Below are 16,881 nucleotides of genomic sequence, written 5' to 3'. Positions count from 1 at the left end.
TGTACTTCTGTCAATAGCGTAGACACAAAATTAAGGAACAACCACGGCATTAGACAGCCTGATTTCTGTAGTAAATTTGTTCGAAATGATGAGCCGTCTCGTATCCTAGAGTAGAATGTGGTCGTAGTCGATTATAGTCAAACTCAATGTAAGCATAGAGTTCTCTCATGGCTTGTTTACGGGTCTTAAATTTTGTTTGGTACACAAATTCTTTTTTCAACGTGCTATGGAAGGACTCGATACAAGCGTTATCATAGCAATTTCCTTTACGGCTCATGCTGCCAATCATTTTGTACTCTTGTAACTTTGCGCGGTAGTCATGACTAGCGTATTGAGAGCCACGATCAGAGTGATGAATTAATCCTGGCTCAGGCTTGCGACGCTTATATGCCTTCTCTAGCGCGTCTAAAACGAGCTCCCTTGTCATTCGAGCTCCCATTGAAAATCCTACAATTCTGCGAGAGTACAAATCCATTACGCTTGCCAAATACAACCAGCCCTCGCCCGTCTGGATGTAAGTGATATCCGTTACCCAAGCTTTATTCGGCGCTAGCACAGTAAACTGACGATTTAACACATTTTCGAACACAGGCAAGTCATGTTTAGAATTCGTCGTAGCCGTTACTTTCCTTACGGTTATTGACTTCAATCCCATTTCCTTCATACGCCGACTGACCGTTTTGGAAGAAACCGCAGTCCCATTTTTTCTTAATACGGCTGTAATCGTCGGACTTCCTGCGCGTTTTTTAAAGTGATTAAACAGTCTTCTTATCTTCCGATCTAGCGCTTTTAAGCGCTTTTCACGAGCACTAGGTTCCCTCTTAATCCATTTGTAATATCCGCTTCGTGAGACTTCTAAAACGGTGCACATCTTCTCGACCCGGTACTGGAAGCGGTGTTTATAAATAAACGAATAAATCAGCACGGGTCCTTTGTGAAGAAGTGCATCGCCTTTTTTAAAATCTCATTTTCCTCTTTTAATTCGAGGATGCTTTGCTCCAACTTCTTCATTCGTTCATAGTCTACAAACACCTGAGACTGAGATTCTACAGTTCTACTGCCGTACTGTTTAATCCACCGACTTAGGGTACTTTTAGGAATATTTAATTCCTTAGAAATTTCAATTGGTCTCTTATTAGCAGACTCCATGTGTTCAACTGTCTTGCGTTTAAATTCCTCATCATAACTTTCACGTTGTGATCCCATGCCACACCTCGACCTTATTTAATATCTATATTATAAAGGTTGTTCCTTAAGGTGTGTCTACGAAATAGTCTAACTTCATGAATCGCTCAATTTCCACGAAATAGCGTACTATAGTTCCCTCAGCTCAATTTATAGCGTAAATTCCCGTAAATAGCGTACTGTAGTTCCCTCTGAGCTCTATTACAAGCGTAAATAGCCGTACTTTAGTTCCCACAAAGCTCTATTACTGTGTCTATTGTTTAGTTTAAGTCATACAAGCATAAATAGCGTTACTGTAGTTGACCTCAATTCCTCCCAGCTTTATCACCCAAACTTTATTGGGGGCCCCTCCACTAACAACATGATCCAGATTGTTCTAACGCAGAGGTATGCTGTGCTTGGAGTACGTGATTGTTAATGTTCTACATTTCCGCACAGTTCGCGACGATTAAACCCAGCTTTGCAAGAGGCAACTAACGGTTCTTGAAGACACTTTATAACCCTCTTTGCTCAATTCTGCCACAAAGATTATCACTCTTTTGCAAATGATGCCGAATCCGCTCTTCAAGCAGGTCTCGGCGTCTCGGCGTTTCGCCGCAGGCCCGCGATTCTGGAGGCCATGTTCAAATATGAAGGGATAAATCAGCGCCTTTTTGTAATAGCTAATAAGCGATCAAAACTCCGCCTTCTCCAGCATAAGTCCCGATGACAGTCCCCATGTTCGAAAAAAGCACATGCCTGAACGGGTACTTTTCCAGCAGCTGACCGAGGACTTCGCGAGCTCTCTCCTCGCAATTGCTATGTGCGACGGCGATGACATCTTTGTCGAAATCATGCACGGTTTCGCCCACTTTGGCGATCATCCGTTTCAAAGCTTGCTGCGTTCCGCGGATCTTCTCGATCACTTCGACAGAACCTTCATCGCTTGCTTTCATAAGCAGCTTAATATTCAGCACGGAGGCGACAGCTCCACGAACACGATCAAGACGCCCGCCTTTTATTACATTTTCGAGCGTATCCAGAAAAAAGAAGGTGCCGGAAGTCTTAATCGAATGTCGAATTTCTTCGACAATTTTCGCAAACGGGACATGCGCTTCTGCCATTTTAGCCGCTTTATACACCAGCACACCAAGTCCTAAGGAGGCTGTCCTCGAATCTATCACTTCGATTTGGCCCGTATACCCAGACTCTAGCAAAAGCTCTTTGCCCATCACCGCATGATGATAGGTACTGCTGAGCGCAGACGAAAGACTGATAACAAGAATATCCTGATCAACCTCAACTTTCTCAAATTTATGAAAAAAATGGAGCGGAGACGGGCTGGATGTCTTGGGCAGCGCGCTCTCTACTTTCATTCTCGCATAAAATTCGCAAAGCTCCATCTGAGGGGACATGCACTCCTCTCCAAAGTGTACGGATAAGGGAACGATACTAATTCCAAGCTCATCTACCATCATTTGGGGAAGGTCGCAACTGCTGTCAGTGATAATCTTGATTGTCGTCATGGTGTCCACTCATTTCTTAGTTTTTGGCGAAAACAATACCTACTGTACGAGGGCCGCAATGGCTGGAAACTACGCAACCGGTTTCAGTTACATAGACATGCTTCACCTTCGTATGCTGTTCGATCTGCTGTTTGACGAATGGGCTTCTTCCGCTGCCAAAGAGTGTGTGATAAACAGAAATTCGTTATCCATGCTGTCTTTCTGCGCTAAAGCATTGTCCAAAAGCTGTCCCAGCGCTTTATCCCGTTTACCTCTTACTTTGTCCGTCATGGTCATAGCCCCGTCGATCACTTTCACGAGAGGCCTGATTTTCAACAAACTGCCAAAGAAATGCTGAACACTTGAACATCTTCCACCTTTATGCAAATACTCCAATGTATCAATAATAAATTCAACTTCGATTTTAGCCGTGCTTTGTTCAATGATTTCACTGACTTCCTTGCTGTTCTTGCCTGCTTGTGCGGCTTGCACAGCCTTCAGAGCAAGAAGACCGATGCCAGTTGAAAGATTCCTCGAATCAATAACCGTTACCTTGCCGCTCGGAAAACGATCAGCAGCGATTCTAGCATTTTGTATGGTCGAGGACATGTCTGACGAAAGCCCGATATAGACAATATCATCACCGCTGTGGATGACGGGCTCGAAAGCCTTTTCGAAATCAGCGGGTGAGGGTGCTGCTGTTTTGGGCAGTTTCCCGGTCTGCTCTACCAAATGATAAAGTCTATCAGGCTTTATACTAAGGCCATCCTTGAACGATTGATCATCAAAAATAACATAAAGAGGCACAATCTCTATTCCGTAGTTTTGAATTAAATCAGCACTTAAATCGCATGTGCTGTCTGTAAATATACGCACTTGAGACATTGTGCTTCGACCCACCTTATTTAAACAGTTTTACGCGAAATGAAAACGCATTATATTTTGGAAGTTTGTCAGACAAGTATAATGGAAATACTAGAAAAGCTCAACAAGGCCAATTGCAAGCGCTCTCCCGATACCTCTTCCAGCTCCTGTGACTAAAGCAATTGTATTAGGCAGCTGAAATGAAGGTAAAAACATATGGGCAACGTCTAACCTATTAGGTAGTAGGAAATTTCAAACAGAAAGAAGGTACATCATGGAATATTCCATGCACGAAGAGAAAGCCAATGCCATCAGCCATGGCGTAGGGGTGCTGCTTAGCATTGTTGCTCTAATTATGTTAATCATTCAAGCCAGCCTGCATGGCAATGCTTGGCATATTGTAAGCTTTAGCATTTTTGGAACTGCGCTGGTTGTCCTTTATACTTGTTCTACCTTGCTTCACAGCATAACCAAACCTCGCCTGAAGGATATCTTTGAAATTCTGGACCATTCGGCTATCTATTTATTAATTGCAGGAAGCTATACGCCCTATCTGCTCGTCACTTTAAGAGGGCCTTTGGGATGGTCTTTTTTCGGCATCATATGGGGACTGGCGCTTGTGGGCATTGTATTAAAAATATTCTATGTCAAACGATTCATCCTGATTTCGACGCTTTGTTATATTCTTATGGGCTGGTTAATTGTTATAGCCTTTAAGCCCCTATATACTCATCTGCCTTTAGGCGGCATTGTTTGGCTGGTCGCAGGCGGTCTGCTGTATACGTTCGGATCCATCTTCTATGTATGGCGGCGCGTCCCTTATCACCATGCCATATGGCATGTTTTCGTGTTGGCTGGCAGCGCCTGTCACTTCTTCTCGGTATTTGGATATGTCATCGCATCTTGATTAATGAACTAGTTGCTGCAGCTGATGAAGGGAGAAAGCCTTCTCAACTTGTCGGGCTAGCTCATCATAGCCTTGTTCGTTGGGATGGATGGCATCTTCAGAAATATACCGGCTATCCTGCCCTACGAAGGCATCATACACCTGAACAATATGAACATGCGGCTGCTCCAGCTTGCGCAGAAACAAATTAAAGCGCTGTACCCAATAAGCGGCATCCGGCACCTGCGGCAGCGGGTTATATAAGCCAATTAAAGCCACCAAATAAGGGTTGTCAATGCCTATTCGCAGTTCCTCTATTTGCAGGAGCAGTTTTTTGTAATTGGACTCGTACGTTTGAAGGGCAGACTTTAAGAATAGAGCATCACCTTGGTAAAAGAACGGGATCGCCGCTTGGATCAAATCATTGCCTCCAGCTGTAATCGTAATGAGATCCGCTTCTTGGACGTCCTTCTGGAGGGATGGATCGGATTCAAGCGTCTCCAGCAGTTCGCTCGTCGTGGCACCGTTCTTGCCAGCGTGTTTCAAGTGAACAGGAACATTCAGCAATCTTTCCACCTTCTGCCGATAGATAGACACGAATCCATGACCTTCCGGGGCTCCAAAACCTACGGTTAGCGAATCGCCAAATGCCAAATAATTGATCATCGTCTTTACCATTCCTATCCTCTCCCTAAAGCCTGACGTAGGATAGTATATGCGTCAGCGCCCAGTTTGGGAAGGTACACTCTCACCAGTCTTTCACAAGTTTTTTAAACGTTTACATGCTGCTTCATATAAGCTTCGATCTGCGCTTTCTCAGTGAACGTGAATTGAAATTCACAATCACAGCCTTCATCATGAAGAACGATTTGCACAATCTCTCCAGCTAAATTACATATGACAAGAACGGAAGGATCAATCAAATCCTCTGGAAATGCCTCGCCATCCGCCGCATGAATACCTAGGAAATAATCCTGCCATTGCCCTCTTAGCTCTGATTCTGTAAAAGATAATGTAAAGCGATGTTCAACATGCTCGTCTCCATATTTCATCATTTCGGTTTCCCCCTGAACAGTTAAAAGAAATTCTCCCCCATTGTAACCCAGCCGGTTGGAAAGTGGTAGTTTGCTCGCCTTTATACTACAATAGAGCTAAGAACCAATTCCACAAAGGGGCTAACCAACGTATGAAATCCATCATTACACAAACCATTGACCATAACGCAGACCGCTTCAAAGCGATCTCCGCCTATATTGGAGCAAACCCAGAACTGGGACATGAAGAATTTCTAGCCTCAGCGCGATTGACTGAAGAATTAGCCTTTCATGGCTTCCATATCGAACGCGGTGTGCTGGATATCCCCACATCTTTCATTGCGACCTACGATTCAGGTAAACCTGGACCTGTCGTTGCTTTCTTAGCAGAATATGACGCTTTGCCTGACTTGGGTCATGCTTGCGGCCATCACCTGATCTGCATGATGAGCTTGGGCGCTGCAATTGGACTGAAATCCGTCCTTTCCGAAACAGGAGGCAGCATTCGCGTTTATGGCACTCCTGCCGAGGAAACCAAAGGTGCCAAAGTGCCAATGGCCGCGGCCGGATTTTTCAAAGACGTCGATATCGCCTTGATGGCACACCCCTACTACACCTACGAAAAATCAGGTGAATCACTGGCTATGGATGCCATTCAGTACGAATTCTTCGGCCGCTCCTCCCATGCTGCTGCACAGCCTTATGAAGGCATCAACGCCTTAGATGCTGTTCTACAGCTATTCAACTCGATCAATGCCCTGCGCCAACAAGTCAAATCGGACGCGCGTATTCACGGTATTATCAGCGAAGGCGGCAAGGCTCCGAATATTATCCCGGATTATGCGGTCGCCCAATTCTATGTCCGTTCGGCTTCCCGCACGTATACCAACGAGCTTGTGCAGAAGGTCCTGAACTGCGCAGAAGGCGCTGCTCTGCAAACCGGCTGCACCCTCAAAACGTCCTTCTATGAATTTTCCTATGATGAGCTCAAAACGAATGAAGCCTTATCGGATGTGTTCAATCATCAATTAGCCGAATTGGGCATTCAGCCTGATGAAATCGAAGTGGGCAAGGATCATGGTTCCCTTGATTTAGGCAATGTATCGACCCAATGCCCGACGATCCATCCTTTTGTCAAAGTGGTGAATGAGAAGCATTTGCTCCACACCAAGGAATTCCGTGATCTTGCCATGCAGGAGACGGCGCTGAACGCCATGATTTTCACATCCAAAGCACTTGCGTATACCGCTTATGAGGTGCTCAGCAGCCCGGCTTTATTAAATAAGATCAAAGCGGAGTTCGCCGCGGAGAAAAAGTAAAAATATATACCCTTGCAGCCACATGGTTATGAGCTAATCACTCGGAACCGATGTGGCTGCTTGTCTTTTAGGAGCTCAGAGTTTCTGTTGAAGCAGAATAGTTGGCCTCCGCTTTCATTTTACGCGCCTCAAGCTGCGGCAGTATCCAATAGAACATGGCCATGCCGATGAATCCGCTTAGTGCAATCAGCGAAGCCATCATCCACGATGACAGCCATCCCCCAACAATAACGCTAAATCCGCAGAGCAGCGTAGCTCCTTTGTACACCATCCCATACAATGCCATATAGGAGCTCCTTGCATGATCCGGCGCAATATTGCCGAGGTATGCTTGCTTAATTGGCACATACATCAACTCGCCAACCGTGGCAATGAACATTGAAATCAAGAGCAAGCCTGGTTGGTTGCTATACGCCAAGTAACTGTAGCCTGCGATATAACACGTATAACCGATAAACAGCACCCGGCTGTCCGAGAAACGCTTCATGATATAACCCACCACCACAGAAAGCACGACGACCAGAACGGTATTTTCCGTACGGATAAAGCCTAGCATTTCCAAACCATCAACAGACCATGAAGACTTGATCCAAGTCAGGAATGGCACAGCAACCATCTCTTTCTCCAGCCTTATACCGACATAGTTGCCAAGATGAAATTCAACCGACACCAACAATAACGAAGCCAGTGTGAAAATAATAAATGTCTGATCACGGAAAACCATCCGGTAGTTCGCCCATATCGATTGTTTATTTCTTGCCGCTCCCTGTGTTGTTTGCGGTTGGTATACTTCATCAATAAAGAAATAAGTCACGATAAGTGATATTAAACCCGTTACAAATAAACCAATAAACAGTTCAAATAAATACGATTTGAATAAAAAAGCCCCCGCTATCCCTGCAATTGCAAAAGATAAATTGTTCATCCAGTACATGATGGCATACATAAATTTCCGAACTTCAGGAGCGGTGACATCAAGCAGCATCGCTTCGTTCGCCGGCCCATGAACGCCCCAGAACATACTTACGAAGATCATCAGCACGAATGTCAACCAAGGGGAAGAAAACCACGGAGAATTGGCTATGGCCATGCCAAGGAAACAAAGCATCCATCCGATTTCTGCGGCAATTATCAGCTTTTTACGCCCAATACGATCCGCATAATATCCACCAATCATCCCTGCTGCGATGCCCGCTAGAATGCCAATAATAACAACAAGCCCTGCAGTGGTATTTCCTAATTTGCCTGAAAAATAAATCGACATAAATGGAAGCACCATATTGTTGGCCGTACCGGATAAAAAAGAGAGTCCGATTCTTAATTTGACATTATGATGAAAATCACGAAACCTCACTCTATCCCCTCCGAGTAGAAAAGCTTGATGCTTTACGTTCACATTTTTGACCTAAGTTCAATTAATAATTAAAAAAATCACTGTTTTTCATTGCTGCGCAAGAACATGCCAACCCCCACTAACAAGAGGCAGCCCGCCAACAATTGGACCGTTGTAATCGTTTCTCCCAGTATAAAATAGGCCAGTAATGAAGCCCCTAGCGGCTCTCCCAATACAGTCATCGAAACCGACGACGCATTCATATATTTCAAGAGCCAATTGAAAACATAATGTCCGAATACCGTCGGAACAATCGCTAAGAGCAGAAAAACTCCCCACTCCTTGGGCGCATACGCAAAAAAAGAAACACCCGTAAACAGATTGGTGATCGCCAGAACCATACCGGCAAACAAAAAAACAAAAAAGCTGTAAACAAACGCCGACATGTGCTCTCTTAAGCCTTTGCCCAAAAGCATGTGTAAAGCAACAGCAAGCGTTCCAATCAGAGAAAGCAGGTCCCCTTTCAGCGCGTTTCCTGAGAATTGAAAATCTCCCCAGCCAATGCAAACAGCGCCTACAATAGCCACACACATCGCTATTAAAGCCGCACGGCTTGTCCTTTGTCCGTATAGAAGGAACGCGCCCAGCAGCACGCAAATTGGCTCTAAGGTTAAAATGGCCGTTGAGCTTGCTACCGTTGTGAATCGAAGGGAATCCATCCAAAATAAGAAATGCAAGCCAAGTGCAATGCCGGATATCGCGGTCCGCAGCCAGTCTTTCAGGCGGATTCTAGCAATCTCGTGTCTGTAATTCCAGAGAAATGGCAGCATTAATACATTCGTCATCAGGAGTCGATACATCGCGATAACAGAAGCTGGCGCATCCGACCATCTGACGAAAATAGATGAAAATGAGATGGCAATTATACCAATGAGAAGAAACATAGGAATCGGAACTTTGGTTTTGTTCATGGCATTCATGTTGAGTAACTCCTTGCTGTGTAAATGACCTTGTCAGTGCCTCAATAAGTATATAGGAGGACGGTCAGCTTGCCAATCCTTTTTAAACATCGTTCAATTCATTGTGCATATAAAAAAGCCCTTAAAGTCTACCGTTTCTTCCCCGGCAGCTTTAAAGGCTTCGCATTCTCAAAAGTAAAATTAATCTAAAACAGCAGTAATATGTTTATTCGTAACGGACCAATGCGATGTGTTCCAGATGGACTCTTTATCTTTGAAATAAAGGATTTGCGGTGAGGCATGCTTAATGCCAAGATCTTCGGCAATTTGGTTGGAAACTGGACGAGATTCGATCACTTTAACCAAGAAATAGTCGACATCGCCATTGGGCTTGCCAGCCAAGTACTCCTCATATTCATCAAGCGCGCTTGCGCTTACTGGACAAGTTGTACTGTGTTTAAGCACGACTGCCGGTTTCTCCGAGGAGCGATCCAGAACGGCCTGCCATTCTTCTACTGTAGTTAATTCTTTCCAAGCTGACATATGAACATCTCCCATTCGATTAAAATCATTCTTATTTAGATAAGAATAATTATAAAGTAACCAACTTGTATATGCAAATCACAGAACTCGCATCCCTCTATGGCTTACTGGTATAATTATGAAGCACCGCTATATTCATCCGGTCAGGAGGAACTTATGCATTCACCACCACCGATCTCAAGACGAGCTTTTCTCAAGAAAGGAGCTGTGCTTGCAGGCTCTTTACTCGCTTCCGGCGGTTTACTCGGCAGTTATTCCGGTTACATTGAACCCAAGTGGATTGAGTTCACACGGTTGACTCTTCCTTTTGAAAGACTCCCCAATGCCTTCCATGGTCTTAAACTCTTGCAATTCAGCGACTTGCATATTGGTCATCACTTCGATCTTCAAGATCTAGCCCATGTCATTCAGCTTATTCAGGAAGAAAAAGCAGATCTTATCTGCTTCACAGGCGATTTATTCGACAGCCATATCATCGAAGATGCCGCAAAGACGAGTGAGCTGCTGAATAGCCTGCAAGCTCCTCTGGGCAAATGGTCCGTGCTTGGCAATCACGACAAATGGCAAGGGCCTAACTTGACCTTGCCGATCCTACAGGACGGCGGCTTCCAATCACTGGTTAACGCGCACAAAACCATTGCGTACAAAGGACAAACCATCCAAATTGCCGGTGTCGAGGATATGCTCACAGGGAAACCTGATATCGAGACAACCATGCACGGCGCCAATGCTCAGATGTTTACTTTATTACTCTCCCATTGCCCTGATTTCGCCGATCAGATTGGCAATCATGCCATTGATCTGCAATTGTCCGGACATACGCACGGCGGACAGATTCGACTGCCCTTTGTAGGTGCTGTCATCACTCCGCCGCGTGGTAAAAACTACGTATCAGGTCTGCAGACAGCTTCTCAATCGTCTATGCTCGTCTATACGAATCGTGGTGTCGGCACAACGACACTCCCTTTTCGACTGATGTGCAGACCGGAAATAACCATCTTCACCTTAAAAAAGCGTAAACCCTGAGCGCTCAGAGCAGCGACTCAGGGTTTGCTTTTTACTGTCTAACATGTAGAAATTGACGGAATAAGAACACAGCCTTCAATTTCAATAAATCGTTCACTTTTTTGAAATCTACTTGCAAGAGATCGCTTATTTTCTCTAAACGGTATGTCACCGTATTTCGATGAATGAATAATTGCTTAGCGGCTTCACTGACTTGCCCATCGTTGCGAATGAAAACTTCCAAAGTACGAATCATTTCTTGTGAATATTCCGCATCCTTTTCCAGCAATGGACGTAGGATCTTGGCACAATAATCTTCCATCATCGTGGGAGATACGTGCTGGAAGAGATGCGCAAACTCTATCGTTTCGAAATGCAGCACACGATCAGGCAATCCCAGCTTGGTACCCATTCGTTCCGTCTCCACACACTCCAGATAGGCTTCTCTTAATGCGGTCGGCTTCGTTTTGGTGGAGCTCGTATAGAACGACATTACACCCGCTTCCTCGATACATCCCGAATCGCCGGCGTATTTAATCAGAAGCTGGGAGAGCTCATCTTCAGGAAAACCCTCTGATTGGCTGGAAGAATAGATCGAGAACAACTTATCCTTGAAGACAAAGTGATTGCTGCGCAAGCTGTTCGTTTTTGGATGTGCTTCCATGTACTTCTTCAAATTTTTGATTTTGCTTTGCAGCTCCTCTTCCAACAGCGAATCGGACTTGCATGTGCTAATCACACATTGAAAAGCTCCCGAGAAAAGTGTCTGCCCTCTAGCTTCTGCTTGCTCCATGAACTCTTCGAGAGCGGTGCCTTTCTCCAAGTAACGAAGGAGTAAATTTTGCAAATCACGCTGCGCGGAAGCCTCTACATGGGATCGGAACGTATAGCTCATATGGAACGTCAAAATATCCGCTGCTTGTTGAAAGAGACCTTCCTCGACATTGGCAAGAAGGACAGCATCCGGCATGATCAGCAGATGTCCCAGCTGCTCATCCTCTTGCTGATGCAGTCCGACACGATAAGCTCGCTCCTTGCCTGCATAGACCCAGCCGGACTTGCGCTTTGAAGGCCAATTCTGTGCTAGCTGATCCTGATTCCAAGCACTTGTGTTATAAAGAATTTGCCCCCGCGGACCAACCACAGCCATGGGATAGCCGAGAATTTGACTGATCAATTGGAACATCGACAGCATATTGTCCTGCTTCAAACCGAACTGCATCAGCTTCGTTTGTTTCTCCAGCACCGTCTGCAGAAGCTTCGTATTTCGTCTATATTCAGCATTAAACAACGCATTCATTTGATCTGAAAATGTAAATTGAAAGGGCATCTCAATAATTGGAAAATGCAGCCGATCCGCTTCATCAACAACAACCTGTGGCAGCTCCGTCCAAAATCGCCCCAATTTGATCCCTAACCCCGCTGCACCACGATCATTCAGTTTCCTCAATAAATTAACGGTCTCTTGCGGGCTATCCTTCATAGCAAAAGCAGTAGTGAAAAGCATCTCCCCTGATTTCGTCCAATCCGCAATATCCGGAGCGTCCATCACATTGACAGATTTCACGATTCGGGATTCCCCTTGCTTCCCGGCAACAAGCTTCGCCTCAGTTAAAGGATATATGGCTAATGCCTCACGAATGGTAAGATGCATGTTATGTTCCCCCTTATGCCTTTTAAACGATTATAGGATGACTTTACCTGTTCAGTCAATGGATTTATGTTAATATATATAACATCAATAATAAAAATATGAATGTTTTATGTCTTATCGACCGTTTTGTGTTATATAATATTACATGTAACAACGGAAACAAAGCTGCGAGGTTGCCTCTAAGGTTTTTTCAGGTCTTTTCAAATCTGGGTATAATCTCCCTTGCACGTTCGTTATAACAAAAAATTCCTTCTCAATGGAATTCGTCCAATCAAATCAGCCAGCAAAGGTCTGATCGCAAGCTTTCACTGGAATTAATCCAATGAAAGTGAGCATTATACCTCAAAAAGTCTGCTTTTTAGATTATGCATTGGAGTTTATCCACTGAAATCGTCCTTCAAGCTATTCAAACTTGCTTCCATTGGAATAAATCCAATGCAACCAGCTTTTCACTTCATCCCTTCTCAAATTAAAAGGGGGCGACTCCGACCGCCGACTGCGTTTAGATGCAGATTTGATCGCCAAATAGAGAGTAGACGTTTCCACACACTCAAAACGTCTACTCTCTATTGCGGGCATACCAAAGAGGCACGCAACCTGCGTGCCCCTCCCTCCTGCCTCTCTGAGCCGATTAAATCACTCGAAATGTACCGGTTCCCATCGTCCCCAAGTTTCCATGTTGATCCACAACACGACCTTGCGTCGTCAGCATCTTGCGAGACTGATGCACGAGCTCCGCCGTTACGAAGAGCCGTCCTTCATAAAGAGGAGAAACAAAATGCACATTAAGATTCGTTGTCACTACCTTCTCATCAGGCCTTGCGGTCATGACAACAATCCCCATTGCATTATCCAGCAAGGAGGACAGCACTCCGCCATGCACAATCCCAATCGGATTCAAATGATGTGTTTTCGCATCCAACGCAATCGTGATCACTTGGTCCTGCATACTTATGAACTCACAGCCAAGAAACCCCCAAAATGTAGGCTCCGCCGCTGCTGCTAATTGCTGCAGCCTTCGGTTCATTTGCTCTTTGAATTCATCCATCGGATTCCCTCCACTCTCTTCGCAAAGGGCTTCCCCTTCTGTTCCTAAGTATACGATCTATTTTCAATCCTTGCTCTCTTCTTCCAGTAGCTGCCGCCGAAGGACCTTGCCAATCATCGTCTTGGGCAACGATTGCCGGAATTCTACCTTGCGCGGCACCTTGTAGGCAGCAAGCCGCTCTCGACACCACAGCTCCAGCTCTTTCTCCGTGAGCGACATCCCTGTTTTCAACACGACAAAAGCCTTTACCGTCTCACCCCGGTATTCATCCGGGACCCCTGCAACCGCCGCTTCCTGTATAGCTGGATGTTCAAACAAAACCTCTTCAATTTCGCGAGGATAAATGTTATAGCCGCCAGCAATAATTAAATCCTTCTTACGGTCCACGATAGAGAAGAAGCCGTCATTATCCATTCGCCCCATATCACCGGTGTAAAGCCAACCATCCTGTATCGTTGATGCTGTTTCTTGCTCCTTCTGCCAATACCCTTTCATCACCTGAGGACCTTTGACAAGAAGCTCCCCAATCTCACCTACAGGCATTTCTTCACCTGAGTTCACATCTACGACCTTTGCTTCTGTATCAGGCAGCGGAATGCCAATTGTACCAATTTTGCGAAAGCCCCAAATGGGATTAGCATGAGTAACAGGAGATGATTCCGTTAACCCATAGCCTTCGATTAATCTGCCGCCTGTTAAGGCTTCGAAACGTTCTTGAACTTCGAGAGGGAGCGGCGCTGAACCGCTTACACAAACATTGATGGAAGAAACATCCACTTGTTTCACACGTTTATGATTAATCAAAGCGATATACATAGTAGGAGCTCCGGGAAAAATAGTCGGTTTGAGCGTGTTGATTGTATCCAAAATCAAATCAATATCAAATTTGGGAATAAGAATCAGCATACCTGCGCCGAGCATCGATTGATTCAACAATACCGTTAATCCAAACACATGAAAGCAAGGAATAGCCCCCAGAAAACGCTCTTCCCCCATCCGAAGCCGATAACACCAGTTGCTCGTTTGGTGGGCGTTCGCGATTAAATTGGCATGCGTCAGCATAACACCTTTTGACAATCCCGTAGTTCCTCCTGTGTATTGAAGAAGAGCAATATCGTGATCTGCATCTACATCTACACATACCGGAGCAGGCGAAGCCGCACGAAGCAGCTTTTTGAAAGAATAAACACCTTCCCCGTAGCTGACATCCAGCTTCGCGCCATCCTTTTTCATTTTTATCGGATATAAGACATTTTTCGGAAACGGCAAGTAATCTTTAATCGATGTCACAATGACATGCTGGATTGGCGTTCTGGCTTTCGCTTTTTGCACACGATCAAACAGCAAATCGAGCGTTACAATGACCGTTGCCCCAGCATCAGAGAGCTGGTGAACCAGCTCTCTTTCTACATACAGCGGATTTGTCATAACGACGATCCCCCCCATCATGAGCGTACCGAAATACGCCACAATCGCGGAAGGACAATTCGGCAGCATGATCGATACGCGATCCCCAGGCAGGACCCCCAGCTGCTTCAACGTATGCGCAAAGCGGTAAGAGGCATCCAACACCTCCACATAGCTCAGTTTTTTCCCCATGAAATATAAGGCTGGCCGCTTCGGGAACAGACTTGCGGAATCAACCAACAACCGTGCAAGATTGTGCTTTGGATACTCGAAAGTCGGCGCCACTTCTTCCGTGTAATGTTGCAGCCAAGGCTTTGCCCCACTCATACAACAACCATCCCCTTCAGGTTCTTGGCATCGATGACTTTATACGATGAATCTCTCACCCTGAATCACACGTGCGGCGATGTCGCGCTTCAAACCAACCGTATTGACCGTGCTGCGTCTGGACAGTTTCTTCAAGATCGACAGCTGAGTTCGGAGCACATCTCCTTCTTCCATCGTACTAAGCGCTTCCTTCGCATATGCCTCAATTTTGTCGAATGCTTCATGGATGAAAACAGTCGTCATTTGAATTGCATTTTTCGCTTTTTCTTCCCCTGACTTATCTATCCGTTTTTGCGTGCGCAGCAGCCCGCTTTCTGCCGCAAAGATTTGAATCATCATATCCGCTAGATTGCTTAACACTTCTTGATTTTTCTCAAGTGTCATACCGTATTTTTGAACGGCAAGACCTCCAACCATCAAGAAAACCTTTTTGGCCATGGAAAGCAAGTGAACCTCTTCTGCTAGTGTTCCTTCGAACGTTTGACCTGGGACGATAGAAAGGAGCTCCGCTTGCAGCGCTTGCGCTTTTTGCATTAAAGGCAGCTCGCCTTTCATTGCTTTTTTCACCAACGTGCCGGGGATAAGCAGACGGTTAATTTCATTCGTCCCTTCAAAAATCCGATTAATTCTTGAATCACGATAGATGCGCTCCACTTTATATTCTTGAATAAATCCATATCCGCCATGGATCTGAACACCTTCATCTGCTACAAAATCCAATACTTCTGAAGCGAAAACCTTGTTGATTGAACACTCCAGTGCGTACTCAGAAATCCCTTTGGATGAAATCTTGCCAGCATCAAGACTCGTATGATCAATATCTTTGAGAATATTGTCAAATAATCCAGTCGTTCTATATACCATGCTTTCCAGCACATAGGTCTGCACATTCATCTCTGCCAACTTTTTACCAATTAAAGGGAACTTGGAGATCGGCGTTTGGAACTGCTGCCGGGTATTCGCATACTTCACTGCCAATTCGATCGTTTCTTTGGAGGCCCCGACACAGCCTGTTGCCAGCTTATAACGACCGATGTTGAGAATATTAAACGCAATCAGATGCCCTTTGCCGATTTCGCCAAGCAAATTTTCGACCGGCACACGGACATCCTCGAAAAATAAAGGGCGCGTCGACGAGCCTTTGATCCCCATCTTCTTCTCTTCAGGCCCCATTGTGAAGCCAGGGTCACCTTTCTCCACAATGAATGCGGTGAAATCAGTGCCGTTAATTTTCGCGTACACGATGAAGATATCCGCAAAGCCCGCATTCGTAATATACAATTTGGACCCGTTCAAAAGGTAATGTTTCCCGTCTTCCGATAGGCGCGCCGTCGTTTTGGCTCCCAAAGCATCCGAGCCGGACGTTGGTTCTGTTAAACAATAAGCCGCGATTTTCACGCCTGTTGCTAAATCCGGCAAATATTTTTTCTTTTGCTCCGGTGTCCCAAAAAAGACAATCGGCAGCGTACCAATGCCAACATGAGCTCCAATCGACAAAGCAAAGGAAGAGGCGCGCGCCAAATTCTCGCTGATGATCGTTGAACTCACTTTATCGAGCCCTAAACCTCCGTAAATTTCTGGCACATCAGAGCCTAATAACCCAAGCTCACCGGCGCTGCGCATCAGTTTCACCGTTAAGTCATAGTCCAGCTTCTCCAAATGCTCGTCATTTGGCAGCACTTCCCCTGTGACAAAATCACGCGTTGTATCCGCAATCATGCGATGCTCTTCTGTAAAATCCTCTGGAGTTACCACGGAACGAAAATCCGTATCTGAAATCACAAAGCTCCCACCAATAACTTTCTCTGACATCGTTCATCTCTCCTCAGAATG

The 16,881-nt window shown here is 45.4% G+C and carries 13 protein-coding genes and 3 pseudogenes; 3 read left to right on the top strand and 13 right to left on the bottom strand.

Annotation, left to right across the window (positions count from 1 at the left end; translation table 11 throughout):
• Positions 1-49: 49 nt before the first annotated feature.
• The 4 genes and pseudogenes from BC351_RS38780 to BC351_RS43725 form a co-directional block, all read right to left on the bottom strand.
• Positions 50-1,206, bottom strand: a pseudogene (locus BC351_RS38780) (IS3 family transposase).
• Positions 1,207-1,847: 641 nt separating this feature from the next.
• Complete coding sequence (locus BC351_RS38770) at positions 1,848-2,690, bottom strand: DegV family protein (RefSeq protein ID WP_079421019.1); 843 nt, start codon at positions 2,688-2,690, stop codon at positions 1,848-1,850.
• Between the two features lie 16 nt (positions 2,691-2,706).
• Positions 2,707-3,554 (bottom strand): annotated as a pseudogene (locus tag BC351_RS38765) (DegV family protein).
• A 99-nt stretch (positions 3,555-3,653) separates the two neighbouring features.
• Positions 3,654-3,749 (bottom strand): annotated as a pseudogene (locus BC351_RS43725) (2-deoxy-D-gluconate 3-dehydrogenase); the annotation flags it as partial.
• A gap of 58 nt (positions 3,750-3,807) precedes the next feature.
• Between BC351_RS43725 and trhA the strand changes: the two are divergent.
• Positions 3,808-4,440 carry a PAQR family membrane homeostasis protein TrhA gene (trhA, locus tag BC351_RS38760; RefSeq protein WP_079421018.1) on the top strand — a complete coding sequence of 211 codons (633 nt, stop codon included), beginning with the start codon at positions 3,808-3,810 and terminating at the stop codon, positions 4,438-4,440.
• Here the strand turns inward: trhA and BC351_RS38755 are convergent, their stop codons facing one another.
• Entirely contained in the window at positions 4,441-5,097 is a 657-nt protein-coding gene (locus BC351_RS38755; protein WP_079421017.1) for a GDSL-type esterase/lipase family protein, read from the bottom strand.
• A gap of 92 nt (positions 5,098-5,189) precedes the next feature.
• Entirely contained in the window at positions 5,190-5,474 is a 285-nt protein-coding gene (locus BC351_RS38750) for a hypothetical protein (RefSeq protein WP_079421016.1), read from the bottom strand.
• Positions 5,475-5,605: 131 nt separating this feature from the next.
• Here BC351_RS38750 and BC351_RS38745 point away from each other — a divergent pair, with 131 nt between their 5' ends.
• Positions 5,606-6,772 (top strand): M20 family metallopeptidase, encoded by a 1,167-nt coding sequence (locus tag BC351_RS38745; protein WP_079421015.1) that lies wholly within the window; start codon positions 5,606-5,608, stop codon positions 6,770-6,772.
• Positions 6,773-6,839: 67 nt separating this feature from the next.
• Here BC351_RS38745 and BC351_RS38740 read toward each other — a convergent pair whose 3' ends face one another.
• The 3 genes from BC351_RS38740 to ytxJ all read right to left on the bottom strand — a co-directional run bounded on the left by BC351_RS38740 (position 6,840) and on the right by ytxJ (position 9,607).
• On the bottom strand, positions 6,840-8,126 hold the full coding sequence (locus tag BC351_RS38740; RefSeq protein WP_079421014.1) for an MFS transporter: 1,287 nt from the start codon (positions 8,124-8,126) through the stop codon (positions 6,840-6,842).
• Positions 8,127-8,203: 77 nt separating this feature from the next.
• Positions 8,204-9,085, bottom strand: coding sequence for a DMT family transporter (locus tag BC351_RS38735; RefSeq protein ID WP_079421013.1), 882 nt, complete (start codon positions 9,083-9,085; stop codon positions 8,204-8,206).
• A 180-nt stretch (positions 9,086-9,265) separates the two neighbouring features.
• A complete protein-coding gene (gene ytxJ / locus BC351_RS38730) occupies positions 9,266-9,607 on the bottom strand; it encodes a bacillithiol system redox-active protein YtxJ (RefSeq protein ID WP_079421012.1) in 342 nt (113 codons plus the stop codon).
• Between the two features lie 156 nt (positions 9,608-9,763).
• Between ytxJ and BC351_RS38725 the strand changes: the two genes are divergently transcribed.
• Positions 9,764-10,633, top strand: a complete 870-nt coding sequence (locus BC351_RS38725; RefSeq protein WP_158082382.1) for a metallophosphoesterase — start codon at positions 9,764-9,766, stop codon at positions 10,631-10,633.
• Between the two features lie 31 nt (positions 10,634-10,664).
• Here the strand turns inward: BC351_RS38725 and BC351_RS38720 are convergent, their stop codons facing one another.
• The 4 genes from BC351_RS38720 to BC351_RS38705 all read right to left on the bottom strand — a co-directional run bounded on the left by BC351_RS38720 (position 10,665) and on the right by BC351_RS38705 (position 16,860).
• Positions 10,665-12,266, bottom strand: coding sequence for a PucR family transcriptional regulator (locus tag BC351_RS38720; protein ID WP_079421010.1), 1,602 nt, complete (start codon positions 12,264-12,266; stop codon positions 10,665-10,667).
• Positions 12,267-12,897: 631 nt separating this feature from the next.
• Positions 12,898-13,314, bottom strand: coding sequence for a PaaI family thioesterase (locus BC351_RS38715; RefSeq protein WP_079421009.1), 417 nt, complete (start codon positions 13,312-13,314; stop codon positions 12,898-12,900).
• Positions 13,315-13,377: 63 nt separating this feature from the next.
• Positions 13,378-15,048, bottom strand: coding sequence for a long-chain-fatty-acid--CoA ligase (locus BC351_RS38710; protein ID WP_079421008.1), 1,671 nt, complete (start codon positions 15,046-15,048; stop codon positions 13,378-13,380).
• A gap of 39 nt (positions 15,049-15,087) precedes the next feature.
• Positions 15,088-16,860: an acyl-CoA dehydrogenase family protein gene (locus tag BC351_RS38705; protein WP_079421007.1), complete on the bottom strand. Its 1,773-nt coding sequence runs from the start codon at positions 16,858-16,860 to the stop codon at positions 15,088-15,090.
• Between the last annotated feature and the right edge of the window lie 21 nt (positions 16,861-16,881).

The sequence above is a fragment of the Paenibacillus ferrarius genome, from assembly GCF_002027705.1.
Classification (GTDB): domain Bacteria; phylum Bacillota; class Bacilli; order Paenibacillales; family NBRC-103111; genus Paenibacillus_E; species Paenibacillus_E ferrarius.
The sequence above is the reverse complement of the archived record's forward strand: the minus strand, read 5'-3'. Positions and strand labels throughout refer to the sequence as shown.